Source organism: Streptomyces olivochromogenes (assembly GCF_001514115.1).
Lineage (GTDB): Bacteria > Actinomycetota > Actinomycetes > Streptomycetales > Streptomycetaceae > Streptomyces > Streptomyces olivochromogenes.
In genome coordinates, this window is the sequence record NZ_KQ948458.1 from 133,227 (window position 1) to 159,749 (window position 26,523).

The window sequence follows — 26,523 nt, forward strand, 5'->3', positions numbered from 1 at the left end:
GCCTCAGCCGTGGCGCACTCGAAGGGAAAGAACACAACTGGGGGTGCTCCCATCCCGTCCACCGTCGATCCAGGCAGAGCTGAGCAGTCGCGACCTAGGGCGTCAAGGTCGTTCGTACAGTGGCGCGCTCCGCCTTGACGCCCTGAACCACGCCCGCTCCACAGAGTGTGGGCCGACGGCAGACGGGATGGGAACTGGGGAGAGTAGTGGGCTGAGGCGAGAGACAGGCTGCAGCGATAGCTGCTACCAGACGACGTCCGTGTCCTTGAGCGTTTAGTGAGTAAGGGGCGAGACTGATTCTCGTCTACCCCCGACTGGCACCGAGTGGCCCCCACCGCCTAGCCTTCAGTTGCACTTTCCCAGCTCAGCGTGGTACGAGCCCGTCTGCGCTAACATCCTGATCACCTCGTGCCCGCGCCTAGCCAGAAGAGAGAAGAAGATCGTTACCCCAACACGGCAGCGCGTGACGCAACCGGAGCTGCCGGTCGCGTCACCCTTGGACCGTAGGCGAGGGCGATCTGCTCTGTCTCCCAAGCGCCCCTCAGAAGACAAGGCCGGCCTCGCCGATGTCTTCCCGTACTACGCCGGGTTCGCTTACGACTGGGCGCGCGCCCTCCTCGGGTCCCAGGACATCAGTGACACAGCAGTTGTACTGGATCCGTGGAACGGCAGCGGCACGACCACGCTCGCCGCTCAACACGAGGGCTTCCGAGCGGTCGGCATTGATAGAAACCCAGTAGCCAACATCGTTGCCCGATTGCGAGTCAGCGCATATCAAACGGACCCGGAATTGGTGGACGCCTCATCCATCCGTCCGGCAGAAGTCGCAACTTCGGACGATCCACTGTGCGCATGGTTCACACGCGGGTCAGTCAGCCGGATCCGCGAATGGGCAGAGCATCTCTCTCACCTGCCTCCCAGTCAGTCAGGCTTGCCCTACGTCGCACTTTTCCGTGCCATACGGTCTCTCACAACGTCCTTCGAAGGCAGTAACCCAACTTGGGTGAAGCGGGCCAAGTCGAGCGATGAACTTGTCTCTGTCTCGGCGAAAGACTTCGACTCCTTGTTGATGCAAGAACAGGAGTTCATTACATCTCGCATCGTCACTTCAAGCGAGATGCCCAATAATCCCGTACAGCTCGCAACAGCACTCAGTAGCGCCCTTCCGGTTCCGAACGGATCCGTAGATGCCGTTTTGACCTCTCCGCCATACTTGACTCGCATCGACTATGCGGTTGCCTATACAAGAGAACTCGCCGTACTCGGGCACGACATCGCAAAAGACCGGACACTAAGGGCAGCCCTGATGGGAACCACTCTTATCCGGAAGGACGCCGATTCTCACCTGCAGATTGGAAAAACTGCAGGCACGCTGATCCAGGATGTCACTAGCCATTCCAGCAAGGCTTCGTCAGGGTACTACCGCAAACAGGTCTTGCAATACCTTCGCGACTTGACCGCCGGCCTGGATGAAGTCACGCGAGTCACCAAAAGCGAAGGGATCTTCCACCTGGTGGTTCAAGATTCCTACTACAAGGACGTCCCCGTAAGGCTTGCAGATATCTGCATCGAAGAGTGCACGCTGCGCGGCTGGAACCTAATCGATCGCGACCCCTATGTCGTCAAACGCACCCTGACTTCAGTCAATACAGCGGCGCGTAATTACAAAAAATCCGAAGTGTCTGAAACTGTAATCTCACTTCGTAAGAAATAGTTAGTGTCACAGTTGGGGGAGGAGAAGGCGTGTCGGATGACTTGTCCGAGGAATTCATGCTGCAGCTCTTGACCGAGCGCCAGAAGGTAGACGTTGCTACTCATGACTTCTCGGTGCGCGAACTAGTGCGCATGATGGAGGAAGATGAGCTGAATGTCGCCCCTGCCTACCAGCGCATGTTCCGCTGGAATGCCAAGGCTTCGTCCCTTTTTGTCGAGTCGGTGTTCCTAGGCCTCCCCGTACCGCCAATCTTCGTGGCGACAAACGTTGGTTTCCAGTGGGAGGTAGTCGACGGCCTTCAGCGACTCTCTTCGTTGGCACACTTCCTTGCATCGAACACGGAAGAAGCATCCGCAGTAAGTCGAACCGCGCCACTTGTTCTGACCGGACTTGAGAAACTGGACCGTTTGAACGGACGGACTTACGATTCTCTGCCAAAGAATTTGAAAGTGCACTTCGGCCGCCAGCCGCTTCAGGTCGTTTCACTGACCGATAAAAGCAACCTCGAGGTTCGCTTCGATGTATTCGAACGACTGAATCGGGGCGGGCTGCGACTTACAGCCCAGGAAGTACGCGCCGTCGTGTATAGGGGAGATTTCAACCTCTTCATCGAAGAGCTGGCACTCAATGAAGATTTGAATTCTCTGCTTAAGCTCAAAGAGGGCAGCCAAGATGACGGCACTCAAGTCGAGCAGGTTCTGAAGTTCTTCGCGTACAAGAATCACAGTGATATCTTCGACGGTAAGGTCGAGCGCTTCCTGAATAGCGTCATGGGAATGGCGCAGAACGGCTTCGATTACGTACGCGAACGGATACTCTTCGAGAAGTCTTGCGACTTTCTGAACCAGGTGTGCGATGGTCCCTACCTCAGGAGTGGCACGAAAACTACACCGTTGGTGCAGTTCGAAGCATGCTTGGTGGCTATTGCTCAGCTCTACCAACAGGACGAAGAACCCGTGGTGCCTCGCGCCGGGTGGATCGAAGACGAGGAACTCCGAGCCTCCAGCGGAGGGGGCAGCAACAGTCGAAGGATGCTCGATCGCAGGCTGACGCGGGCGAAGGAACTCTTCAGTGGGCAAGCATGACGCTCTAAGGCAAGAGAATATTGATCACCTTGCACGCCTGCTGAAGCGAACGGGAGAGTTGAAAGTCTTCCTCGCATTCACGCAGACCACTAAAACGGACACAACTGGTTGGACCTCCGCCAGCAGAGATGCCCGCGCCCTGGCCATCATTTGCACTATGGCCGAGCTTGAATCCTTGGTGAAGACCTGCCTGCAACGAACCCACGAAGAGCTCAACTCCGCAGGCATCCGAACCATGGCTTTGATTCCCAGCGTCCGGCAGGTCATTGCTCACGCGGCATTTGAGAGTCTCCGCACGCTTCAAGACCACTCGAAAATGTGGGAGCGGCGTTCGTTCACAACCACCTTGGATGCCAATATCGAGGTCGCGAACTTTCCCATCGAGAGAAGTCACCCCCAGCCGCCACTCGACGGAAAGACCCTCAAGCCAGAGCATTTTTTCCGCCTATGGCAGATATATCAGTTGCCTGACTCTCCGTTTACCAATCCGCGATGGCCCGGCGCACTTCAAAAACTCGCACTGGCGCGGAACGATTTGGCGCACGGAAACCTCCCGTACCATGAGATCTTTCAGCAAGCGGGCAGATCTGTACCCAATATCGAATCATACGTAACTGACGTCAGTGACTTTGCCGCTCACTTCATTGCCACCTGGAACGCTTACCTCGACAAGGAGGCTTACAGAGTGCAGCCGACACCATAGTGTTTTCCCATGGCACTCAGGTTGTGAAGTCGTGGCAGGCGAGGTGGACGCCACCGCCACCCTCTGCCACCGGATCTTGGACATAGAGCAACACCTGAAAACAGGCATGTCTATGCGAATCGGCACCAAACGGACTTTCTTTGCCCGGGGCGCCCCACCGGTCAGTTCTGCACTGGTGGTTGAGGTGGTCGGCTCAGGACTATCTGTGGGACCAGTCCTCAGGAGCTGGATACGCCGACGCTCCTGACCAGCGACTTCTCTGTTGAATGACACACCCTCCGGAGCCGTATGCGCGGGCCCCAGCCTGCGCCAGCGGTTCCGCGCCTCGTCACGAGGAGGCTGGCAACCATGAGCTTCCGGGAATCGCGCATTTTATTTCCTTGATCCTTATATGCTCTCCAGCTCAGTACGACACCAGGGGAGGGTGCAGTGGCTGATCTTCAAGAGACCGCTGAGGCGTGTGAAGACGAGGGCGGGCTGATGCAAGACAACCTGGGACGCCTACGAACCGCATTGGGGTTCGACAGACTTGGCAAGAACGTTCTCAGTTCCATCGCTCGTAAGCTCGAAGCTTCGGGTCTTGGGTACTTCCCGCTTGCCGTCCTTGATCCCCGGTGCAACACAGAACCGCGCAAAGAACAGCAGGTGTGGGTTTATACGCGTGACGGGAGTGAGCGTGCCCGCGTCTTGGACGCTGTTCTGCACCCCCACTCGCACAACGTACGGAGCACCTTGGACGGGCTGGTGAGCGGCGACTACTCGTCACTCAGTGCGGAGGAGAAGCTTCGCGAAGTCCAGAAAATCATTAACGCTTGAAGGTATGCCGCATGCTGCGGTTCGGATAGGAGCCGAGCTGCAGCGTGCCAGACCCGTGCCAGATCGTGCGGAGAATCACGGGGAACACCGGACATCAAGCGGCCGGGCGCGGGAAGCGCTACCGCCCAGGTCGACCAAGCAACCGCCCGTAGGTCGCCTCAGCTTCCCAAGCTGATGGCCCGACAGCTCAGTACGGCCGCGGAATCTCGGGAGCAACACTCCCTGAGGTGTAGGACCCGAGCACTGCGCCCGAGCACGCTCGGTGGACGAGGCGTGGACGACTAGAGAGCCGTCCGATGCGGCCACGTCCACCTGTGCAGGTCAGCGGCACTTTTCAAATGAGTCCTTGAGGGGACTGTAAATCTCCCGGGTCCAGAGCTGGTCCGTCCTCGGGCCGTGCAGGGGCGACCAGCGACAACCGCCAACGGCCAACAACGACTAAAGGGGGCGCGGCAGATTGTCGCGCCCCCTTGCTACGTCTGCCCTGCTAGACCCAGGTGTCCAGCCACATCCGCGACCGCCACTGGTCTATCAGGCCGCGCAGGCGGTGGTCACGGAATACGCGGCGCGTGAGGGCGTGAGCATGTCGCGGCAGGAGGTCGAGTGGGCTGTGAAGAGGGCCGTACGACCCCCGGCGTCGGAGGGCTGACGGCGCTACTCCGCGTCCGGCCAGACGGCCAGCGTGCGAGCCGCGGCCTCGTCGACCAGTGTGAGGCGTGCGCCGGGGATGGTGCCGTACTCGCCCACCCAGGACACGAACTTGCCTCGCGCGACTGCGTCGTTCTCCCACCAGCCCTGCATGACCGGGCGGCCGGTGGAGGACACCGTGAGGTGGAAGCGCTCCCGGTCAGGGGCGGTGCTGGTCATGTGAGCCTGATCCCGCGCGGCCTGTGAGGCTCGCGGGCGATGTACCCGAGCGCTTCGATCCGTCCCAGGTGGTAGTGCACGGAGGCGCGGCTGCGCATGCCCACATGCTCGCCGATCTCCTGCACGGTCGGGGATTCACCTCGTTCGGCGATCGACTCGCGGATGCAGCGCAGGATGTGCTCCTGGGTGCTGGTGAGGTAGTCGACCCTGTGGTTCGCCATATCCGAATTAGATCGCGTGTTCGAATTCTGGGGCAAGGTGAGCCGCACCGGTTTGTTCGGCGGCGCCGTCATGTCGACCTGTTCAGCGTACGGCCGGTGACTGACGAGGGCAGGGCCACCTCAAAGAGTCCGAGGGGCGGCGGTGAACGGCGGCCCGCGGGTCTCTGGCTGGATCGCTTGGCGCTCCACACGGCCGGCGGACATGGGCTCGTGGACGAAACCGCAGATCCGAGCCCCGTTGTCGGGCGAGAGGAAACAGTTCAGCGCCCAAGGCTTTGACCTGGGCACTAAACTCTTCTCTGCGCAGCTGGAATCGAGGATCTGCGCACTGATCTGTTCAGTGCGCAGACACCCGACGGTGCGGCTACTTGGGGCGTTCGTAACCGACGAAGAGGTCGTGGGCTCAAATCCCGCCACCCCGACAGCCGAAACAGCAGATCAGGCAGGCACTGGATTCAGCACCTGCCTGATCTGTTTCAGTCTGCGTGTCTATCCCCGCCTGCCACGCAAGCGGCTTGACTCCGTCATTGAGACTCGCTCCGCTCCCCGCGCGCGGCCCGGCCCTCGGCCGGGCCTGCGGTCATGTCTCCGCCCCGCTTCAGCCCGGCCGGCGCCCGTGCCGCTGCGACTCCATGGTCTCCATGATGCAGCGAGCCCCGCCGCTGCGGGGTGCGCGGCGAGGCCTGCAGATGGTGGTCGGCGTCGTGCGACGTCAGCGATCAGAAGTCAGTTCGGGACGCTTTGATGGTCTTGCACTCGAGCTTCTTGGCGTCCTTGATCTCGTCCGCGTTCACCAGCGCACCAGCGTTTTTGTCAGTGAACTTCTGGCCCGGGGCGAGGTTCTCGGCGGTTGACATGAAGTCGTTGACCTTCTTGCCGTCGGCCAGGACCTCGCCCTCTACGAAGTACGAGTATCGGCGGTCGCCGTTGTTGGCGTAGTCGACGTGGATGGCCATCTCCTTGATGCCGAAGTCGCCGGTGACCACGTCGCACTTAGTGACCTTGAAGTCCTTCATGACCTCGGACTCCTTGGCGCCGCCGGTCTTGGACTTGCCGCCGCCGACGGTGGTGGAGTCGTACGACTTGTCGAGCTCCTTACTGGCCTTGTCGACGGCGGAGAAGAACAGGGCGTTCATGGCAAAGAACATGATGATCGCTACGGCCGAAGTGACGAGGCCGGTGATGCCGGCGCCCTTGCCCTTGCGGACCTTGCCCGCCTTGGAGAGGCCGATGGCGCCGAAGATGATGCCAAGGATCGCGAGCGGCCAGACGACGACGTTCAGGACAGGGATGAAGCTGACTACGACGGCGATGATGCCGAGGACGAGTGCGGTGGTGGCCAGCCCGTTGCTGCCGGGCTGCTGGGGCTGGGGGTACTGCTGCTGGCTCATGGTGCTCCCCACGGGTTTCTGCTGTGTTTGCGCGTGGGTGACCAGTGAAGGACCTGTGTGGTTGCCGCGAAGGTACGGAAAGTGATTAGTTCGTGATTGAACTTTCCTGATGGGCAAAAAATTTGGTGTGCAGGGCGCGGCTGTGGTGTTTTGGGAGGTCATCGGCGGTGACGGCGGGATCGGGCAGGGGCCTCACCTCGGCGTCCCACCGCGATGCGTCACGCGGCTCCACCGTCGTCACCCGCAGTGCGGTGTGATGCTTCGCGTTGAGGAAAACGAGTCGTCCTGGTTGCCCGACATGCGCGGCGGTGTGGACAGCACGCCGCACTGCCGCGGTCCGCGAGGTCCACCGATCGGCCGCACCCGCGGCAACATCCGTCCGAGCGTTCGTGCAACCACTCGACACAGCACCCCCGATCGAACGATTTCCGCCATGCGGCGCTACTGAACAGTGGCCTGCGCACTTGACCTTATGAAGCGCAGCTGAACTTTCGACTGTCGCTGAACAGTTCGCCTGACAGCGGCATCAGAATCACTCGGAAACGGCCTGCAACGACGTAGGCAGGTCGAAACATCCAGAGATGTACCTTATGGCGCTGAACGGTTCACCGCGCTGCTGAACTACATGCTGAACTCTTTGCTGCGCTGCTGAACTCTTTCGTGCTGTTCAACACCCGTGACGTGACGGCAGTCTTTGACGGCAACACCCGTGCACATTGCCGTATCGGGAGAACTAGCCGCGCACCTCGCAGGCCAGGCCGGACGGCATCGCCCCTGGTCGTTGGGCTGTTGGGGGGAACTTGTAAAGCGAAGGTCGTCGGTTCGAATCCGACAGGGGGCTCCGTGAACCACCTGGGACAACGCCTCCGCGATCATGGACCGTGGGGGCGTTGACGGCAGGTCTGCCCCGTAGATCACCTTGTGGTCCTCGCGTACCACCTTGCCGTGACCGAGCTGCACGTGGCCTTCAGCTTCCAGGTGGCGCGGGTGTGGACGAAACCGCACCTCGCAGGCCGGGCCGGGCCGCTGCACCCCTGGTCGTTGGACTGTCGTGGGGAACTTGTGGAGCGAAGGCCGTCGGTTCGAATCCGGCAGGGGGCTCCAACAGCGCGAACAACAGGGGCATCCCGCGGTGGTGCCCGTGCTTTTCCCTGCCGTGCCCCGCTTTACGGCCTTACCCTGTTGGGCACCATCAGGGTGCCGCGCCAGCTGTGTGGAGGTAACGGGGTGAGAGGGCGCAGTCCGGATCGGGTCCGCAACGAGCTCATTGTCTCCATCGTGGACGCGTTGCAGGGGTCGGCCACGGTGAGCCAGGGGAGCAGCCGCGAGGTCTGGCGGGATCTGCTGGCCGGTGAACTGGCCGCGCCCGTGGAACCCTTCGGCGGGGACCGGCTGAGGCCCTGGCTGTTGCAGGTGGTGAAGGAGTGCACCACCGTCGGCGACGGCCTGGCCTGCCTGGTGCGGTCGCTGGAGTACGTGGAACAGCAGTCGGCGACGGTCGCCGAGCTGTGGCCGCTCGTGGACGAGTGGGAGGCCGTCGACTTCTTCAACAACACCGATCTCGGTCACCTGCGGCCCGTCCTGCTGGCGATGGGCTCCACGGACCTGGCCGTCATGGCGCGCCGCGCGAGCCGGTCCCGCGTCCAGGAGCTGCCCGGGTGGTGCCAGACGGGGTGGCAGGTCTTCCTGCGGCTGGCGGGCGAGAACTCCCCGGCCGGTGAACTCCCGCCCAGCATGGCCTTCCTGGCGCTGTCGGCCGACCGGCTGATGGAGGACGGCCAGGCGGACGCCGCCGAGGTGCTGCGCCGCTTCAACCGCACCCAGGCCCTCACTCTGGGCATGGAGGGACTGCTCTCGGACTGGCAGCACTCGGACTTTCCACAGCCCGCGCCCTCCCTCGTCCCCGCGTATCTGATGATCCAGTTCGAGCCGGACCGGATCGAGACGGACCGGTACTACCTCTCGCACTGGCGCCAGTCCGACTCCGAGGGATGGCACCCCGTGCGCGGTGAGACGGTCCACCTGGGCCGGGAGGAGCTCCCGGGCGCGGTGGAGCGGCTGATCGAGGAGGCCGAGGAGAAGTGGGCCGACCTGCGGCAGCCGGTGATCCTCGAGTTCATCCTGCCCTGGGAACTGCTGAACGAGCCGGTGGAGTGGTGGTCGAAGGAGTCCGGCTCCGAGGCCCCGACCCCGCTCGTCATGGACTATCCGGTGGTGGTGCGCAGCATCGAGCGCCTGCAGCGGGCCGCCTGGCACCGGCCCTGGCACCACAAGTGGCGGCAGCTGCGGGAGCGCCCGGCGGACAGTCACTCGCACTGGAGCAGCCCGGCGGAGGACGAGGCGTACTTCTTCCACCTGGAGCGTGAACTGAAGGAGGACCGGCACGCGGTGTGCCTGGTGCTCAGTCAGCCCCCCGGTGACGACTCGGGAACCGGCCGCCGCGAGATCCTCGCCGGCCTGCGGGCCGGGGTGCCCGCGATGATCTGGCACCGCAGCGACTGCGCGGACCCGAAGTTCCAGGACGCCATCGGCGAGATTCTGCAGGACCGGGGGCTGGGCAGCCTGGCGGAACGGGTCGGGGAGTGGCGCAAGGACGCGCTGGCCCTCGGCCCCGGTGCCTGGGACGGGCACGTGGGTCGCCATCTGGCCATTCTGCTCGACGACCCCGAGCGCAAGCCGAGTCCGCCCGGACCGGTGTAGGCCGTCATGCCCCGACGGCCCGGGACGGGCCTCCGACCGGCGAGCGGAGGCGGACACCCCACGGTCTTGCACACGCCATCGCCGACTGTCACGCTATTGACGAGACAGAGCCACCGGCTGTCCACAGGGGGCAAGTACCATCCGGCGATTGACTTTCGGACCCTTCTGCCGTCTCCTGTGGCCTGCCATGTTGCACCGCAAGCAGACCACTGCCAGGCTTGGCACGTGGATGTCACGCATGCCCGCGGACTGCGGGACTCCTCCTCGGTGCTCCCTCCGTCGTCGGGCATGACCGGACGTTCTGAGGGCGCTTATGCAGTGTGACGACGGTCCACGACCACCATCGGCATCACCGTCTGACGATGCGTCACTCGGCGTGCTGTCGCACGCTCTGCGTGGCCTCGGGCAGGCTTCTTCCGCGGATCGCCCGGACGTACTGCTCGTGGTCGACGACTACGTGACCATGCGGGTCTGGGACGAGACGGTCACCCGACTGGCCGACGAACTCGCCCGCCAGGAGTCACTGGGCCCGATCACCCGCTTACGGCTGCTGAGTTCGGACGACACCGAGCCGGGCCGGATCCGGCTGGAGCACCTTCCCCCGCCCGTGGGCGAACACCGGGTGGTGCTGGTGCTGACCGACGGGCTGGCCGCGGGCTGGCGTTCGGACGCGGTGCTGCCGCTGCTGCGTGAACTGGGCCGCTCCGAGCCGATCGCGGTCCTGCATCTGCTGCCCCAACGGCTCTGGTTCCGTACCGGCTTGGACGTCTACCGCATGCGCCTGGGCTCCGCGCGCCCCTGGGCGCCCAACGAGTCCCTGCGCTGGGAACTGCGCACCTCGCCCCTCGAACCCGTGGACGACGACAGAGCGGCACGGGCCGGCGTGGTGCCCGTCCCGGTCCTGGAGCGGACCGGTCACTCCCTCACCGGCTGGGTCGACCTGGTGACGGGCCGGGCCTCCGAGGGCGTGGAGATGTCGGGCGTGCGGGCCCGTGACTGGAAGCGGCGGCCGGACGCCGCGCGTGCCGTGCCCTGGGTCGACGACGTGCCCGACCCCGCCAGCGCCGTACCCCCGTGGGAGCGCGTGTCGGAGTTCAGGGCCGCCGCCTCGCCCACCGCGTTCGCGCTCGCCACCCGCCTCGCGGCGGCTCCTCTGACGCTGCCCGTCATGAGCGCCCTGACGGCCTCGGTGCCGGGTGCCGGACCCGCCCACCTCACCGAGCTGCTGATGAGCGGTCTGGTGCGGCCCGCGGGTGCGGATGCCGAGCGCGCGGCCGACGTGGTTTTCACCTTCGGCCCGAACATCCGCCAGGAGTTACTGGCGCTGGCCCGCCGCCGGGACACCATCCGCGTGCTGCACGACGTACGGGTGCTGATGGCGGTCCCGGAGGGGTCCGAACCGTTGCTGCCCGCCGCGGACGAAGTTCTCGAGACGACCGGCCTGTCGCCCGTGACCCCCCGGAACGTGGCGTTCCTGCGCATCGAACTGGCCGCGCTGCGCGCCCTGTCCGGACGCTTCCTGCCCCAGGCCGAGCGTCTCGCGCGGGCGCTGCGCGCGTACGACCGGCAGAACACGGTCAACCTGGGCAAGGACGCACGTACCCACACGCGGCATCAGGACCCCGCCACCCGGGCCCACCGGGATGCCGCACACGCCCCGAGGGGGCCCGAGACAACTTCAGAAGGAGCCACGACCATGGCGACCACGCAGCAGCCCGCGGTGGAGCGCGCGCGCTCGACGCAGCCGCGCATCTGGGGGAACATCCCCCCGCGCAATCCGAACTTCACCGGCCGCGTGGACCTTCTGGAACGACTGCGGGAGCGCCTTCAGGAAGGCACGACCACCGTGCTGCCCGAGGCCATCCACGGCATGGGCGGTGTCGGCAAGACCCAGATGGCGATCGAGTACGCCTACCGGCACCAGTCCGAGTACGACGTCGTCTGGTGGATCCCCGCCGAGCGCCCCGGCCAGATCGGCCAGTCCCTGGTGGAACTCGCCCAGCGGCTCGGCCTCGGCACCAGCCCCGAGGCCAACATCGCCGGTCCCGCGGTGCGCGAGGCGCTGCGCGAGGGGCGGCCGTACTCCCGCTGGCTGCTGATTTTCGACAACGCCGACAGTCCCGAGCGCGTCCGTGACTACTTCCCCACCGGTGGCAGCGGCACCATCCTCGTCACCTCGCGCAACCGGCGCTGGAGCGTCGTCGGCCCCTCCCTGGAGGTCGACGTCTTCACCCGGGAGGAAAGCAAGGAGCTGCTGCGCCGCTCGGGGTCCCCCGGGGACCTCGACGATGCCGAGGCGGACCGCCTCGCCGAGGCCCTCGGTGACCTCCCCCTCGCCCTGGAACAGGCCGCCGCATGGCGTGCGGAGACCGGGATGCCGGTGTCGGAGTACCTGCGCCTGTTCGAGGACAAGCGCAGTGAACTCCTCGAGGTCTCCCCGCCCCCGGACTACCAGCTTCCGGTCGCGGCCGCGTGGAACGTCTCCCTGGACCACCTGGAGACACGCAGCCTCGCCGCCCTGCGGCTGCTCCAGCTGTGCTCGTACTTCGCGCCGGACCCCATCTCCCGTTCGATCTTCTCCGGCCTCGGCGGTTCCAGGATCGAACCCGAACTCGACCGGGCCCTCAACGACCCGATGCGGCTCGCCCGCGCCATCCGGGAGATCAACCGCTACTCCCTCGCCCGCATCGATCACCGGACCAACTCGATCGAGATGCACCGCCTGGTCCAGGCCGTGCTGATCAACCGCATGGCCCCCGAGGAACAGCAGCGCATGCGCAGTGGGGCGCACACCCTTCTGGCGGCCTCCGACCCCAAGGGACCCAACCAGTCGGCCAACTGGCCGCGCTACGCCGAGCTCTACGGCCATGTCATCGCCTCGGGCGCCGTCGAGTCCGACCAGCCGTGGGTGCGCGAGCTCGTGATGAACGTCGCCAAGTACCTGTGGTACTGGGGGGACCACAAGGTCGCGCGCGAGTTCATGGAGCAGGCCTGGCAGACCTGGCGGCAGCTGTTCGGCGAGGAGGACCAGCAGACGCGGCTGATGGCATGGTGGCTGAGCTTCGTCTATCTCAAGGTGGGCCGTTACGACGATGCCTCGCAGCTCGTCGCCCAGCTCAAGGACGTCTACGCCCGCACCGCGCCCGCGGACCGGGAGGACACCCGTGAGGACGCGCTGGAGACGCTGAACCTGGAAGCCGCCGTGCGACGCGTCCAGGGGGACTTCGCCGCCGGGGCCGAGCTGGACGAGGCGGCCTACGACCGGGCCCGCCGTGCCTTCGGCGAGGACGATCCCACCACGCTGGACAGGGCCCACAACCTCGGGGTGAGCCTGCGGCTGGTCGGCGAGTTCCAGCGCGCGCTGGAACTGGACCAGCACACGCACGCCCTGAAGGCCCGGCTGTTCGGACGTGACCACCAGCAGTCGCTGATCACCGAGGCGAGCATCGCCGTCGACGTGCGGGAGACCGGCGACTACGTCGGCGCGCGGTCCCTGCAGCAGGCGGTCGTCGACGGTTTCCGCGCGGTCTTCGGGGCCGGCAACCCCTCGACGCTGGGTACCGTGCGCCAGCTCAGTGAGGCGTCCCGCAAGGAGGGCGACCCGGTCACCGCGCTGGTCCTGGCACGCGAGGCGTTCGACCAGTTCACCCGTCGGTACGGCGACACGCACCCCGAGTCCCTGACCGCATCCCTCGCCCTGTCGGTGGCGCTGCGGCACAACGGTGAGCTGGAGGCGGCCCGCGACCGCGGGGAGAAGGCGCGCGAGCGCTACCGCAGGCTGTTCCAGGCCGACCACCCGCACGTCCTGGCGGCCGACATCGACCTCGCTGTGACGTTGCGGCTGTTGGGCCGGGTGCAGGAGGCCAAGCTGCTGGACGAGAAGGCGCTGGAGTCGCTGACCGAACGCCTCGGGGCGGGCCATCCGATCGCGCTTGCCTGTGCCATCAACCTGGCGAGCGACTTGAGCGCGCAGGGACAGTCGGCCGAGGCCCGCCAACTTGGCGAGAAGACGGTGGAGCTGTGCCGGGAGCGACTGGGCGAGGACCACCCCACCACATTGGTGTGCGCGGCCAATCTCTCCCTCGACCTCATCGCCGTCGGCCAGGAATCGGAGGGCGCGGCATTGCACGCGGCCACACTGGAGCGGATGGAGCGGGTCCTCGACGGGCCCCGGCTGCGCTCCGCCGAGCCCGCGCCGCACCCGGCGACGCTGCAGACCCGGGCGATGAAGCGGGCCAACTGCGACATCGACCCGATGCCGTTGTGAGGTGAGGGTCAAGGCCGCGCGACCGCCGGTGGCTACCGCGAACCCGTGGGTGAGGCGAGCCAGGCGGCCAGGCGGACGGGGTCCGGTGCGGTACCGGTAGCGCGTAACACGGCGTGGTGGACCGTCCGTGCCCGCTCGGGCCAGTGGCAGAGCAGGTGGGCCGCCGCGGGTTCCGTGCCCGCCGCCTTCAGGGCGTGCCCGAGGCCCGCCCAGGCGCCTGCCCGCTCGGGTTCGACGGCCAGGTGGGCCCGGTAGGCGTGCTGGGCCGCCGTGGGGTCTCCCGCCGCCAGCAGTGCGTCGCCGGGCAGGGCTCCGGTGACGTGGGCCGCGGCCTTCTCGGGGTCTTCGGACGGCGGTCGTTCGTCGGGAGTGGTGCTGAGGTGGTGGCGGGCGAGCATGGCCATGCTGTCCAGCCAGCGTGCGGACAGGTCGGGGACGAGGTCGGGCTCGGCCGCCAGGGCGGCGGGCGGTCCGCTCGCCCCGGCCAGCCAGGCGCGTACGGCCTCCTCCACCGCGGGCGCGGGGGGCCGCAGGTGGTGGACCCGCCAGCGGGCGACGTGGTCGGCGGCACACAGCCGGGCCAGGGCCAGTTGCTCCTCGGGAACCGGCTCCTTGAGCCACTGCGCGCAGTGGCCGCGCAGGGTGTCCAGCAGGGCGGCGCCGAGCGGTGTGCGGCGCGGATGGCGGTGGACCTGTTCCAGCGCCGTGGCCACATGGGTCCGCCACAGTGCGAACTCGAAGTGCGCGATGGCCTGCTGGGCGTCGGCCTCTTCCCGGTGGGCGCGCCAGAAGCGGGCTATCCCCACGAACGCGTAGATGCCCTGGAGCAGCCCGTCGAGAGGTCGGGGGTCGTCGCGCCAGGGCGCGTACCACAGCTCCGTACTCGCGTCGGCACTGTCGGTCAGCAGAGGTGTCAGGTGCAGGAGGCCGCCCAGTTTGGTGTGCTGGAACTCGTGCACGAGTGTGACCGCGAGCTGAACGGCGTCGTCGGGTTCGGAGGCCTCGATGCCGCCGAAGGCGTCCCCGGACGTCACGCTGCGCGGCCGAAACCTTTCCCTTGCCGGGGTCGGAGTCAGCGAGAACACCCCCCGCCGCATGGCCTCGGCCGTCCCGGGCAGTTCCCGCAGCAGCACCCTCCAGGCCCGCTCCAGCTCCTGCCGCCACTGCGTCACCGCCTCCTCGGACAGCGGGCGCGGCTCGGTCGGCTGCGGATACGTGCGATACGGGTCCAGGTCGTCCAGTGCCACGTCGAGCTGTCGCCCGGCGGGGCCGACCGCGAGTCTGCGCACCTGGTGCCACCCCGGTCCGGCCGACCCGGGCGCGGGCGGTACGGCGATCGTGGCGTCGGCCGTCTCCACCACCGCGCGTCCGCCCTCGGCGCGCACGGTGGCCGTCGTCCACGGCTCGGTCGTCGGCAGTACCGCACAGCCGAGGGTCGGCAGCGGCACCCGGCCGTGCCGAACCGGGACCTCGATGCTGAAGTCCAGCTCCGCGCGTAGCGCCGCCACGGCGGCGAGCGCCGAGAAATGGCCGAGCACCACCCACAGCGGCGGCTCGTCCTGCGGAATCGACCCGCGCAGCCGACGTAACGCGGTGGCCAGCCACATTCCTGTCTGCGGATACATCAGCAGTTCGTCGACGACGGAGGGCGAACGTTGCTGCGCCTCGCTGAGGAGGTCCCAGGCGGGACCGGTGTCCATGGCGTCGTCGAGCATCCGCAACAGCAGCAGACGGCGGCTGCGTTCGGCTTCGAGCAGGAGGTCCAAGGTGGCCGGATCGCCTTCGCCACGGGCCAGCTCGGCCAGCGCGGCGGCAGGCAGGTGATGATGGGGCGGGGACGGCTCAGCACTCATGGGCGGCCCTGGCGTCGTCAGTCGAAACGCTCCGCGGGGTTGAAGTCGCTGACACTGGCCTGCGGCAGGTCGATGCGTTGCTGCAGCTCCTCCAGCGACGCGGCGAGAACTCGGCGGTCAATGGAGCGCAGCGTTTCAAGAGATACCCCCGCGAGATCGACCAGGCTGGACTCGACGGCGGCCACAGACGGCTCCATGACGGCCAAACCCCTTCCCCCCGGCTGTGTTTGTGGATGCGGGCTGCTCACATCCTCCTGATAATGGCCCGCTGCGCGGAGGATGAAACCCCGCGCCCGCGGGGCGGCGCGATATCAGGTCAGCGGCTCTCATCGGCTCGACGGTGGCGCCGGGACAACTCCACCGCCTCTTCGTCCATGCGGGCCACCCCGGCGGAGTCGCCCTCCACCAACCGTATCGCTTCCAGGAGTTGGTCCAGGGTCCCCGGGTAGCGAAGGCAGGTCCGCAGGATCCCGAACACGTCCGGTCTCAGTGCCGGTGTCCTCGGACTCATGGCCGCGACGGCCGGGTTGATGCCGCCCAGGACCAGGGCCAGGGTGGTGCGGTCGCTCACCGTGGGCAGTGCCGTCAACGCGCTCACCAGGCCCTCGAGTTCGCGCAGCGGCAGGTCGTCGCGGAGCTCCGCCAGGCTGACCGGGCCCGCGGTGCCGGCCGGTACGGACGGGAAGCGGGGCAGCTCGGGAGCCGACGCGGGAAGGCCGGCGTACTTGTGCAGCAGGGCCAGTTCGGACCTGGTCAACAGCTCGTACCAGCGGTCCACGCGGACGGCGGCGAGGCGGCCGAGGCCGTCCGTGCGGTGGTGCGCGCTGACCAGGCCGACGATCGCGTCGTCGTGCCAGACCGCCGCGCCCGACATGCCCTCCCAGGGCGACCGGTCCGGCTCGGCGTCCGACTCGGGCGGGGTGACGGCGAGTTCGAGCGTGCCCTCGCGGCGGTTGGACAGCACCGAGGTCATGCCCGTCGCGTGACAGGAGTCGCGGTACTGGGACGGCGAGCCGTCGTCGAGCCGTCGCCCCCGGTCCGAGCGCAGCTTGAACCGGGGGAAGCCCATGGCGCTGCACGGCAGCACGAGGTCCGCGTCGGCCACGGCCCCGTACGAGGGTGCTTCGATCCCCGCCACCTGGACGCCGTACGGCGCGGGTCCTTCGAGCTCCAGGAGTGCCACGTCGGCGCTGTCGGAGGCCAGTACCACCCGGGCGGCCACGGTCCACTCGTCGGCGCGGTCGGCCTCGAACCGTACGAGGGTGGTTCCCGTTGTCGCGTCACGGACGACGTGTGCGGCCGTGAGCACCCACCAGGGACCCACCCGATAGCCGGAACCGCGCCGCCCGGGACCCCGCCCCGAGGTCGGCCGCACCATCACCTCCGCCACCCGGACCGGATCCAGTCCGAGGCGCGGATCCTGTGCCGCCACGCCTCAGCGCTCCCCTTCGGCCTCGGTCCCGCCCACCCACGGGGCCCGTCCGCCGCCGCTGTGGGTGCGCGGGTCGAGGGTCAGCTTCACCCGGTGCGTGACGCTGTCCGCCACGCGCCCGTCCGCGCCCGCCTCGACCACCCAGAAACGGATCTTGCCGCCCGCCGTCGCCGACCGCTCCACGACCACGGCCGCCTCCAGCTCCACCGGACCCACCTCGAAGTACAGATCCTCCCCCTCCGCGGCCGTCCGGGCCACGGTCAGTTCCCTGCGCAACTCCTCGATCAGTTCAGCGAGTTCAATCACACCCGCTCTCTACCCGCACCGCCCGTGCTCCCACCGCCCTTCCGTCACTCGATCCGGGCCGATTCCGCGCTGTGGCCCTGCGTGACGGCTTTGATGCAATAGGGTCACCCAAGTAGCCTGAAATCCCTGGAAACGCCATATTCAGTGATATCTAAGGCATTGTTCGCATCACCTCACTGTCACAGGGGCGCCGCCATGGAGAAGTCCGGAGTCGAGTCCGAGCTGATCGACCTCAGCGACGTTCCGCTGGACGCCTGGCCCCAGCTGGACCTGCCGCCCGCGCAGGGCTCCATGCGCCGACTGCTCAGCCGTATCGACGACCCCGCGAGCAGCCTCGGCGGCTACAACCCGCAGCGCGACGCGTAGCGGCGCGAGAGGTGCGTCAGACGGCCCGGTCCCACGCCCTGCCCCACGTTCTGTCACACGCCCTGCCCCATGTCCTGCCGTCGCAGTCGTTCGACGAACTGCTGTGCGGTGGGGGCGGCCCCGCGACGGTGGACCGTCTGCGGGTGAGCGAGCGGAGCTGGCGGCTGCTCGTCGTCCGGGCCCTGCTGGACTCGGCCGCGACGGCACCGGTCGGCCCCCTGCCCCCTTCGCCGGACGGCTGGAAGCTGCTGTCGCGCGCCTGGGCCGTGTCCAAGGAGACGGTGGAAGACCTGCTGGCGTATCCGGCCGTGGGCGTGTGGGCGGCGCACACGCTGCGCCGGCTGCGCGGGACGGCCCAGGACGACGCACCCCTCTGGGTGGACACCGGGCACCTCCACGCGATCGCCGCCGCCGCGGCCGTCCGCGTCGGCCTGGAGTTCCGTACCGACGTCCCGGTCCGCCACGGCTGGGTGGTCCTGCCCGCGCTCGGGGCGATGCGGGTGCCCGGCCGGGCGGACTGGGACGTGGCCGAGGTCAGCGCCTCCGCGGGATCCGTGCGGATCGCCGGGCGCCCACTCGGGGGGCCGGACTGGCATGCCCTGACCGAGCTGCGCGCCGACGGCTGCACCCTGCTTCTCGACGACACCGACCCCTACCGCGACCTGCGCGGACCGGCCGGGGTGGAACCGATCGACTCCGCCGCCGAGTGGCAGGAACTGTTCGGCCCCGCCTGGGACATCCTGCGGCGCGCCGACACCGAGGTGGCCGAGGCGCTGGCCGGCGGGCTGGTGTCGGTGGTGCCCCGTCCGCGCGCCGAGAGGTTCCGGCCGCACAGCGCGTCCTCGGGCGACGCCTTCGGCACCGCCCTGGCATCGGCCCCGGACGACGCCGAGCAGTTCGCCTCGACGCTGGTGCACGAGTTCCAGCACAACAAGCTCAGCGCGTTCATGCACCTGTTCACCCTGTACGACGACCAGGGCACCCGGCTCCACTACGCCCCCTGGCGCGACGACCCCCGTCCCCTGGGCGGGCTGCTCCAGGGCGTGTACGCCTTCTTCGGCGTCACCGCGTTCTGGCGGCGGCGCGGCCACGCCCTCGGACAGTTCGAGTTCGCGCTGTGGCGCAGCCAGACCGCGTACGCGCTGCGCGCCGTCGGCTCGGCGGACGGGCTCAACGACCTGGGGCGGCGGCTGGTGGCCGAGCTGACGCGGCGCATCGAGCCCTGGCTGGACGAACCGGTCGACGCGCGGGCCCGGGCCGCCGCCGCTCTGGCGGTCGCCGACCACCGTGCCACCTGGCGCGCCTGCCATCTGCGGCCCGCGCCGGGGACACTCCGCGCCCACGCGTCGGCCTGGGCCGAGGGAAACCCGCTGCCCAGGACGACGGACGAGCCCGAACCCGTGCCCGTCCCCGGAAGTCCGGCGCGGGGCATCGACACCCGGGCCGTGCTGCTGCGATGGCTGCTGGCGGACCCCGCGGGCTTCGCGGCGCTGCGGGAAGACCCCGGCGCGGTGGTCGCCGGCGCGCGCCTCGAGGACATCGCGCTGGTGGAAGGCCGCACCGCCGAGGCCCTGGGCGCGTTCCGTGCGCGCATCGACCGGGGCGACGGCGACCCCGAGACCTGGGTGGGGCTCGGCCTCGCGGCACGGGCCGCCGGAGACCCGGCGGCAGACGGTCTGCTGGCCCGCCCCGAACTGGCGATGGCACTGCACGGCGAACTGAACGGACAGGCCGATCCGCTGGCACTGGGACGCGCCCTCGCGAACGGGGCCTGAGCCGAAGGACGACAGGGCCTAGGCTCCGCGCGGGGCGCCCCGCAGTCGACGCGCGATCTCCAGCTGGACCGCCTCCAGCGGGCGGCCGTCCTCGATGTCCCACAGAGTGTTCTGTAGAACACGACCGAGGGTCCAGGCACGGGCCCGCTCGCGATCCAGGCCCATGACGTCGGTCATCGCGTCGAAGCGCCAGCGGATCTCGGCGGGCTCGAAGCGGTTGCCGAGCGCCGGGCAGAGGTCGAAGCCGGGGTCGCCCGCGAGCGGCTTGGGGTCAATGGCGACCCAGGGCCCGCGGCCGACTGAGCGGGCGTCCCCGTCCTGGAGACCGTCGGGGTCCTGGATGTCTTGGAGGTCCTGGAGGTCTCGGAGGTCCTGAAGGACGTTGTCGTAATGGAGGTCCCAGTGGAGGAGACGGTCACCCGGCTCGGTCGCCACCTCGCGCACCGCCGCCGCGCAGTCCTCGACGAGACGACGCTCGGCCGGGTCCGCGATCAGCTTCAGGGCCCCCGGCACCCGCTCCAGCATGGCCTCCGCGATGTCACCGAGCCGCCGCATCCCCTCCGGCGCCGGCACGGCCGTCAACCGGGCCAGCAGCCGCGCGACGACCAGGGCGGCCTCGCGTGTGTCGGGGAGGTGCGTCAACCTGCGGGTGTGGTCGAGCCGTTCGAGCAGCAGGGTGCAGGTGGCCTCGTCGTGGACGAGCAGGCGTACGGCCGCGCCACCGTCCCAGACACGCAGGGCGGCCGGCTCACCCGCGCTCTCCTCGTCCAGGAGCTGGAGCTTGAGCACGGCCGGGGTGCCGTCGGCCCGCAGCACCGGCAGGACCAGCGCCGTGACACCGTGCATGGAGGGGCCGTCGAGGCGCAGCTCCCAGCGCTCCAGGAAGTGCGCGGCCCGCGCGGGCAGCCCTGCGACGAAGGCGCGCCCCGCCGCTCCGTTGTACTTGGCCTGGGAGGCGGCCAGACCCACCGGAACGTCGATCACAGAGCCGAGCCTATGCGCGGCGGTGAGGAGGCCCATGCGCATTGACGGGGCCCTGCACCGCGCCGGGAGCTACCTACGCAGTGCCCCCGGCACCTACGTGTGGCTGGCGATCCTCTTCGTCACCACAGTGGCTCTGCACCACATGACTCCGGATTTCGAAGAGGACTTCCTGCGCCAGCGGTCCACGAACATCCACGAGCTGTCGGACAACCCCGTACGGGTACTGATCACCAGTGCGATGTGGATCGACGGCGGTCTCTGGCTGCCGTACGCCGTCCTGTTCACCGCTTTCCACGCCCAGGCGGAGCGCTGGCTGGGCACCCTGCGCTGGCTGGCGGTCGCGGTGGCCGCGCACGTCCTGGCGACGCTGATCAGCGAGGGAGCGCTGCTGGGCGCGATCCGGCGCGGGGCGGCGCCGCACTCGGCGGTCGACACCCTGGACATCGGCGTGAGCTACGCGCTGGCGGGCGTCATCGGGGTCCTCACGTACCGCGTCGCGGTGCCGTGGCGGTACCTCTATCTGGCGGTCATCCTCGCGGTCTACGGCCTGCCGCTGCTCACCGGCCGCACCTTCACCGATTTCGGGCATTTCATATCGATCCTGATAGGTCTCTGCTGCTATCCGCTGGTCAGAGGCCGCGGAAAAGCATGGAATCCGAAGGAGACACTGGCCACCCTCAGGGGTTAACGTCCCGCCCATGAGCAGCAGCACGGGAAGCGGCACGACCAACGGCGGCATCTCCTTCTGGTACGCGGACGACGGTCTGCCCGAGCCCCGCGAGCCCCTGTCGGGCGACGCGACCGCCGACGTCGTGATCGTCGGCGGCGGCTACACGGGCCTGTGGACCGCGTACTACCTCAAGAAGGCGGCCCCCTTCCTGCGCGTCACCGTCCTGGAGCAGAAGTTCTGCGGCTACGGCGCCTCCGGGCGCAACGGCGGCTGGCTCTACAACGGCATCGCGGGCCGGGACCGGTACGCCAAGCTGCACGGCCACGAGGCGGCGGTCCGTCTCCAGAAGGCGATGAACGAGACGGTCGACGAGGTCGTCCGGGTCACCGCCGAAGAGGGCATCGAGGCGGACGTCCACCAGGGCGGCGTCCTCGAAGTGGCCTACACGCCCGCCCAGCTGGCCCGCCTGAAGGCCTTCCACGAGCACGAGCTCTCCTACGGCGAGAAGGACCGCGAGCTCTACGGCGCCCGGGAGACCGTCGAGCGCGTCCGGGTCGCGGACGCGGTCGGCTCGACCTGGACCCCGCACGGGGCGCGTCTGCACCCGGTGAAGCTCATCAAGGGGCTGGCGGCGGCGGCCGAGGCGCTCGGCGTCACGATCCACGAGAAGACGCCGGTCACGGAGATCCGCCCGAAGCACGCGGTCACGCCGTACGGCACGGTGCGCGCCCCCTACGTCCTGCGCTGCACGGAAGGCTTCACGGCCTCTCTGAAGGGCCAGAAGCGCACCTGGCTGCCCATGAACTCCTCCATGATCGCGACCGAGCGGCTGACCCCCGAGCAGTGGGCGACGATCGGCTGGGAGGGCCGCGAGACGCTCGGCGACATGGCGCACGCCTACATGTACGCCCAGCGCACCGCCGACGACCGCATCGCGCTCGGCGGCCGGGGCGTCCCGTACCGCTTCGGCTCGCGCACCGACAACGACGGCCGCACCCAGCAGGCGACCATCGACGCCCTCCACGAGATCCTGGTCCGCTTCTTCCCCTCGCTGGCCGGCGTACGGGTGGCGCACGCCTGGTCGGGCGTCCTGGGCGTCCCCCGCGACTGGTGCGCCACCGTCACCCTGGACCGCTCCACCGGCCTCGGCTGGGCGGGCGGCTACGTGGGATCCGGGGTCGCGACGACGAATCTCGCCGGGCGCACCCTGCGGGACCTGATCCAGCAGGACTCGGGCCAGGCGGGACCCACCGACCTGACCGCCCTCCCGTGGGTCGACCACAAGGTCCGCAAGTGGGAGCCGGAGCCGTTTCGCTGGCTGGGCGTGCAGGGCATGTACGCCACCTACCGCACGGCAGACCGCCGCGAACTCACCACACACAGTGCGCAGTCGTCGCGGCTCGCACGGATGGCGGACCGCGTCGCAGGCCGGCACTGACCACCGGGCGGACCTCGGTCCCTCCACGAGAGGTCCTTGTGCCTCGACGAGAGGTCCTTCACGTGCGTGTGAAACTGCGCCCATGATTCGCACCGCGACCCCCGACGACATCCCCGTCATCCACGCGATGGTCCGTGAACTCGCCGAGTACGAGAAGGCGCCGGACGAGGCGAAGGCCTCCCGGCAGCAGCTGCACGAGGCGCTGTTCGGGGAGCGGCCGGCCGCGTTCGCGCATCTCGCGGAGGAGGCGGGGGAACCGGTCGGCTTCGCGCTGTGGTTCCTGAACTTCTCGACCTGGCGCGGGGTGCACGGGATCTACCTGGAGGATCTGTACGTCCGGCCCGGGGCGCGCGGCGGCGGGCACGGGAAGGCGCTGCTCACCGAGCTGGCACGGATCTGCGTCGAACGCGGGTACGAGCGTCTGGAGTGGTCGGTCCTGAACTGGAACCGGCCTTCCATCGAGTTCTACGAGGCGTTGGGCGCGCGTCCGCAGGACGAGTGGACGGCGTACCGGCTGACGGACGGGGCGCTGCGGGAGCTGGGTTCAGGGGACTGACTCGGGCACGGGGGCCGGTGCGGTCGCGTTTCTGGGGGTTCTCGCGGTGACCATGAGGCCCGCGACCAGACCGGCCAGGAGCATGATTCCGGCGGCCCACCAGATGGCGACCGTGTAGCCGTGCACGACGCCCTCGCGGACGATCAGGGCCTTCCGGGAGGGGTTGGTGAGGTGCGCGGCGATGTACACCGCGCCGCTGGTGGTGGCGATGGTGTTCAGCAGGGCCGTACCGATCGAACCGCCCACCTGCTGTGAGGTGTTGACGGTCGCGGAGGTCACGCCGGAGTCCTGTGGGGCGACCCCGGCGGTGGCGGTGGCGAAGACCGGCATGAAGATCAGGCCCATGCCGAGGCCCATCAGGATCAGACCGGGCAGCAGCCGGCCCGCGTAGTCGGCGTCGACCGTGAGGTGGGTGAAGAACAGCATCCCGGAGGCCGCGAGGAGTGCTCCGGGGACCATCAGCACGCGCGGTGCCACGCGGCGCAGCAGCCGCGCCGAGATCTGCGTCGTACAGAAGACGATCGCGGCCGTCATGGGCAGGAAGGCCAGGCCGGCCCACACGGGCGAGTATCCGAGGACGACCTGCAGGTAGTAGGTCATGAACAGGAAAATGCCGAACATGCCGATGACGGCGAGGGCCATGGTCAGGAAGCAGCCCGCGCGCGTGCGGTCCTTGATGATGTGGAGCGGGAGCAGCGGGCTCGGGGCCCTCGTCTGCCAGTACACGAACGCGGTCAGCAGCGCGACTCCGCCCGCGAGGAGGGCCAGTACCAGCGGGTCCGTCCAGCCGCGCGCCTCCGCCTCGCTGACTCCGTAGACGATCGTGACCAGTCCGCCGCAGCCGAGCAGCGCACCGGGGATGTCGAGCCGGGCGCGGGCGTTGCCCGGGGGGTCGGGCAACAGGGCGAACGCGCCGAAGACCCCGACGACGGCTATGGGGATGTTGACGTACAGGCACCAGCGCCAGTTCAGGTACTCGGTCAGCAGCCCGCCCATGATGAGTCCGATCGCCGAGCCGCTGCCCGCGAGGGCGCTGTAGACACCGAAGGCCTTTCCGCGCTCCTTCGGCTGGGTGAAGGTGGTGGTCAGCAGGCTGAGCGCGGAGGGGGCCAGGACGGCGGCGAAGGCGCCTTGGAGGGCGCGGGCGCCGTAGAGCATGACGGAGTTGGCTGCCGCGCCGCCGATCGCGGAGGCGGTCGCGAAGCCGATGAGGCCGAAGACGAAGGTGCGTCTGCGGCCGACGAGGTCCGCGATCCGGCCGCCGAGCAGCAGGAGGCCGCCGAAGGCCAGTGTGTACGCGGTGATGACCCACTGCCGGTTGCCGTCGGACATGCCCAGAGCGCGCTGTGCGGAGGGAAGCGCGATGTTCACTATGGTCGCGTCGAGGACGACCATCAGCTGCGCGAGGGCGATGACCACCAGGCCCCACCAGCGGCGGGAGTCGGCGCCTTCGGGGGTTCCAGGGGCGCCGCGTTCACCTGATCGGGTGCGGCTCACTTGCCCAGAAGACCATGAATTGGTATGTATCGCATCTTTCCGGATGGTGATCCCGATTCATGGCTCCAGAACCACCTTTCCGAGGGTGGCGCGGGTCTCCAGGGCCCGGTGGGCCCCGGCCGCCGCGGCCAGCGGGAACCGGGTCACGGCCGGGGTGAGGCGGCCCGCGGCGGCTTCGGCGAGGGCCCTCAGCTCCAGTGTGCGGACGGGGTCGGGACCGCCCGCCGCGCGCAGCATCACGGGGCCGAGGACCTGCTCGGACACCCCCTCCACGAGCAGCGGGCCGCCGTTCTGGATGCCCTCGCCGGACCAGCCGAAGACGAGGTGTTTCCCGCCGGGGCCGAGCAGGCCGACGGCGGCGCGGGCGACGTCACCGCCGACGCCGTCGAAGACGACGGTGACCGGCTTCCCGTCCAGATGGGCGCGGACGCGGTCCGGCCAGCCGCCGTCCTTGTAGTCGACGGCCAGGTCGGCGCCGTTCTCGTGGACGAGGGCCACCTTCTCCGGGCCGCCCGCGAGACCGATCACGGTGGCACCGGTGTGCCGGGCGTACTGCACGAGCAGGGTGCCGATACCGCCCGCGGCGGCGGGGATCAGGGCCACGGAGCCGGGGCCCAGCTCGGCGAACTGGAGGATTCCCATCGTCGTACGGCCCGTGCCGATCATGGCGACGGCCTGGGCGAAGTCCAGGTTCTCCGGGATCTCGTGCAGGCGGTCGACGTCGGTGACGGCCAGTTCGGCGTAGCCCCCGGGGGCGAACCCGAGGTGGGCGACGACGCGCCTGCCGAGCCAGTGGCCTTCGACGCCCGCGCCGAGGGACTCGACGGTGCCGGCGACCTCACGGCCGGGGATCGTGGGCAGCGGGGTGGGGGCGGGCGCCGGGCCCCGGGCGCCCGCGCGCAGGGCGGCGTCCAGGAGGTGGACACCGGCCGCGGCCACGGCGATACGGACCTGCCCCGGGCCCGGCTCGGGATCCTCGGTCTTCTCGTAGGTGAGGTTCTCGGCCGGGCCGAAGGTGTGCAGGCGGATGGCGTGCATGACGGTCTCCCTCGCTGACGTGGTGCGGCTCAGCGTTCAGCCTCAAGCGCGCTCGAGGTCAAGGCGCGGGTGCGGGGTGTGCGTGGTCGCAGGCGCGGGTCGGGGGCGTTGTCAGTGGCGGAGTGCAGGATGGGGGGCATGGTGCGCAAAGCGGCGGGCAGGGCGGGCGGGCGGGGCCAGGGGGCGCGGCGGCCGGAGGTGCGGCTGCCGCCGCTGGAACCCCATGACGGCTCCGAGCTGGAGCCGGACGGGGACTATGACGGGCTGGAGTTCCGGGAGGCGGACTTCGCCGGGCAGGACGGCGCGGGCGCGACCTTCATGGACTGCGCCCTGACGGGGTGCGCGCTGGACGAGACGCGACTGCGCCACGCGCGCCTGCTCGACTCGGTCCTGACGGGCATACGGGGCGTGGGCACCGATCTCGCCGAGTCGACCTTGCGCGACGTCGAGTTGGTGGACGCCCGCCTGGGCGGGGTGCAGTTGCACGGGGCGGTGCTGGAGCGGGTCCTGATCCGCGGCGGCAAGATCGACTATCTGAACCTGCGCAAGGCCCGGCTCAAGGACGTCGTCTTCGAGGGATGCGTGCTGGTCGAGCCGGATTTCGGGGCCGCCCGGCTGGAGCGCGTGGAGTTCGTGGACTGCGTCCTGAAGGGGGCGGACCTGACCGCGGCCACCCTGACGGACGTGGACCTGCGCCACGCGGCGGAGCTGGACATCGCGCGGGGCGTGGACCGGCTGGCGGGGGCGGTGATCAGTCCGAGCCAGTTGCTCGACCTGGCGCCCGTGTTCGCCGCGGCGCTGGGGGTGCGGGTGGACGGGGGACCGGCAGAGTAGGCCGGGGGTA

The 26,523-nt window shown here is 68.6% G+C and carries 22 protein-coding genes; 12 read left to right on the forward strand and 10 right to left on the reverse strand.

Annotated features, from left to right (window positions below; all coding sequences use genetic code 11):
- Positions 1 to 463: 463 nt before the first annotated feature.
- From AQJ27_RS56430 to AQJ27_RS52365, 4 genes are all read left to right on the forward strand, one after another.
- Positions 464 to 1,714 (forward strand): hypothetical protein, encoded by a 1,251-nt coding sequence (locus AQJ27_RS56430; protein ID WP_159064380.1) that lies wholly within the window; start codon positions 464 to 466, stop codon positions 1,712 to 1,714.
- A 29-nt stretch (positions 1,715 to 1,743) separates the two neighbouring features.
- Complete coding sequence (locus AQJ27_RS52360; RefSeq protein ID WP_206697733.1) at positions 1,744 to 2,799, forward strand: DUF262 domain-containing protein; 1,056 nt, start codon at positions 1,744 to 1,746, stop codon at positions 2,797 to 2,799.
- Entirely contained in the window at positions 2,786 to 3,502 is a 717-nt protein-coding gene (locus AQJ27_RS56435) for a HEPN domain-containing protein (RefSeq protein WP_159064381.1), read from the forward strand. Before AQJ27_RS52360 ends, AQJ27_RS56435 begins: the two co-directional genes overlap by 14 nt.
- A 429-nt stretch (positions 3,503 to 3,931) precedes the next feature.
- Positions 3,932 to 4,318 (forward strand): hypothetical protein, encoded by a 387-nt coding sequence (locus AQJ27_RS52365; RefSeq protein WP_079065160.1) that lies wholly within the window; start codon positions 3,932 to 3,934, stop codon positions 4,316 to 4,318.
- A 654-nt stretch (positions 4,319 to 4,972) separates the two neighbouring features.
- Here the strand turns inward: AQJ27_RS52365 and AQJ27_RS22660 are convergent.
- From AQJ27_RS22660 to AQJ27_RS22670, 3 genes are all read right to left on the reverse strand, one after another.
- Complete coding sequence (locus AQJ27_RS22660) at positions 4,973 to 5,185, reverse strand: hypothetical protein (protein ID WP_067371686.1); 213 nt, start codon at positions 5,183 to 5,185, stop codon at positions 4,973 to 4,975.
- Positions 5,182 to 5,406: a LexA family protein gene (locus AQJ27_RS22665; protein ID WP_067371688.1), complete on the reverse strand. Its 225-nt coding sequence runs from the start codon at positions 5,404 to 5,406 to the stop codon at positions 5,182 to 5,184. Before AQJ27_RS22665 ends, AQJ27_RS22660 begins: the two co-directional genes overlap by 4 nt.
- 719 nt (positions 5,407 to 6,125) lie before the next feature.
- Positions 6,126 to 6,797, reverse strand: coding sequence for a DUF4190 domain-containing protein (locus AQJ27_RS22670; protein WP_244313872.1), 672 nt, complete (start codon positions 6,795 to 6,797; stop codon positions 6,126 to 6,128).
- A gap of 1,278 nt (positions 6,798 to 8,075) precedes the next feature.
- On the opposite strand from AQJ27_RS22670, the gene AQJ27_RS22675 reads away from it, so the two are divergent.
- Positions 8,076 to 9,497 (forward strand): VMAP-C domain-containing protein, encoded by a 1,422-nt coding sequence (locus AQJ27_RS22675; protein WP_133257707.1) that lies wholly within the window; start codon positions 8,076 to 8,078, stop codon positions 9,495 to 9,497.
- 376 nt (positions 9,498 to 9,873) lie between these two features.
- Positions 9,874 to 13,764: an FxSxx-COOH system tetratricopeptide repeat protein gene (fxsT, locus tag AQJ27_RS22680; protein WP_107120687.1), complete on the forward strand. Its 3,891-nt coding sequence runs from the start codon at positions 9,874 to 9,876 to the stop codon at positions 13,762 to 13,764.
- Between the two features lie 32 nt (positions 13,765 to 13,796).
- Here the strand turns inward: fxsT and AQJ27_RS22685 are convergent, their stop codons facing one another.
- The 4 genes from AQJ27_RS22685 to AQJ27_RS22700 form a co-directional block, all read right to left on the reverse strand.
- Entirely contained in the window at positions 13,797 to 15,617 is a 1,821-nt protein-coding gene (locus tag AQJ27_RS22685) for an HEXXH motif domain-containing protein (protein WP_067371697.1), read from the reverse strand.
- Between the two features lie 17 nt (positions 15,618 to 15,634).
- Complete coding sequence (locus AQJ27_RS22690; protein ID WP_159055260.1) at positions 15,635 to 15,802, reverse strand: hypothetical protein; 168 nt, start codon at positions 15,800 to 15,802, stop codon at positions 15,635 to 15,637.
- A gap of 131 nt (positions 15,803 to 15,933) precedes the next feature.
- Positions 15,934 to 17,049, reverse strand: coding sequence for an effector-associated domain 2-containing protein (locus AQJ27_RS22695; RefSeq protein WP_067371700.1), 1,116 nt, complete (start codon positions 17,047 to 17,049; stop codon positions 15,934 to 15,936).
- Positions 17,050 to 17,052: 3 nt separating this feature from the next.
- Positions 17,053 to 17,355, reverse strand: a complete 303-nt coding sequence (locus AQJ27_RS22700; RefSeq protein ID WP_067371703.1) for a trypco2 family protein — start codon at positions 17,353 to 17,355, stop codon at positions 17,053 to 17,055.
- A gap of 195 nt (positions 17,356 to 17,550) precedes the next feature.
- On the opposite strand from AQJ27_RS22700, the gene AQJ27_RS56440 reads away from it, so the two are divergent.
- Together AQJ27_RS56440 and AQJ27_RS22705 are read left to right on the forward strand one after the other, a co-directional pair.
- The gene (locus AQJ27_RS56440) at positions 17,551 to 17,721 is read left to right on the forward strand and encodes a hypothetical protein (RefSeq protein WP_159064382.1); all 171 of its coding nucleotides are present in this window, start codon (positions 17,551 to 17,553) and stop codon (positions 17,719 to 17,721) included.
- Positions 17,722 to 17,732: 11 nt separating this feature from the next.
- The gene (locus AQJ27_RS22705) at positions 17,733 to 19,496 is read left to right on the forward strand and encodes an HEXXH motif domain-containing protein (protein WP_067371706.1); all 1,764 of its coding nucleotides are present in this window, start codon (positions 17,733 to 17,735) and stop codon (positions 19,494 to 19,496) included.
- Between the two features lie 18 nt (positions 19,497 to 19,514).
- Here AQJ27_RS22705 and AQJ27_RS22710 read toward each other — a convergent pair whose 3' ends face one another.
- The gene (locus AQJ27_RS22710) at positions 19,515 to 20,516 is read right to left on the reverse strand and encodes an aminoglycoside phosphotransferase family protein (protein ID WP_067371710.1); all 1,002 of its coding nucleotides are present in this window, start codon (positions 20,514 to 20,516) and stop codon (positions 19,515 to 19,517) included.
- On the opposite strand from AQJ27_RS22710, the gene AQJ27_RS22715 reads away from it, so the two are divergent.
- Genes AQJ27_RS22715 through AQJ27_RS22725 form a run of 3 tightly spaced genes read left to right on the forward strand, consistent with a single transcriptional unit; the run spans position 20,515 to position 23,144 of the window.
- Positions 20,515 to 21,168, forward strand: coding sequence for a rhomboid-like protein (locus AQJ27_RS22715; protein ID WP_201264364.1), 654 nt, complete (start codon positions 20,515 to 20,517; stop codon positions 21,166 to 21,168). The genes AQJ27_RS22710 and AQJ27_RS22715 overlap by 2 nt on opposite strands.
- A gap of 10 nt (positions 21,169 to 21,178) precedes the next feature.
- The gene (locus AQJ27_RS22720) at positions 21,179 to 22,588 is read left to right on the forward strand and encodes an NAD(P)/FAD-dependent oxidoreductase (RefSeq protein ID WP_067371713.1); all 1,410 of its coding nucleotides are present in this window, start codon (positions 21,179 to 21,181) and stop codon (positions 22,586 to 22,588) included.
- On the forward strand, positions 22,533 to 23,144 hold the full coding sequence (locus tag AQJ27_RS22725; RefSeq protein ID WP_341866089.1) for a GNAT family N-acetyltransferase: 612 nt from the start codon (positions 22,533 to 22,535) through the stop codon (positions 23,142 to 23,144). Before AQJ27_RS22720 ends, AQJ27_RS22725 begins: the two co-directional genes overlap by 56 nt.
- Here the strand turns inward: AQJ27_RS22725 and AQJ27_RS22730 are convergent.
- The gene (locus tag AQJ27_RS22730; RefSeq protein WP_079065163.1) at positions 23,133 to 24,641 is read right to left on the reverse strand and encodes an MFS transporter; all 1,509 of its coding nucleotides are present in this window, start codon (positions 24,639 to 24,641) and stop codon (positions 23,133 to 23,135) included. The two genes, AQJ27_RS22725 and AQJ27_RS22730, sit on opposite strands and share 12 nt — an antisense overlap.
- Before the next feature lie 57 nt (positions 24,642 to 24,698).
- Complete coding sequence (locus tag AQJ27_RS22735; RefSeq protein ID WP_067371722.1) at positions 24,699 to 25,679, reverse strand: zinc-binding dehydrogenase; 981 nt, start codon at positions 25,677 to 25,679, stop codon at positions 24,699 to 24,701.
- A 138-nt stretch (positions 25,680 to 25,817) separates the two neighbouring features.
- On the opposite strand from AQJ27_RS22735, the gene AQJ27_RS22740 reads away from it, so the two are divergent.
- Positions 25,818 to 26,513, forward strand: a complete 696-nt coding sequence (locus AQJ27_RS22740; RefSeq protein WP_067371725.1) for a pentapeptide repeat-containing protein — start codon at positions 25,818 to 25,820, stop codon at positions 26,511 to 26,513.
- Positions 26,514 to 26,523: the final 10 nt, after the last annotated feature.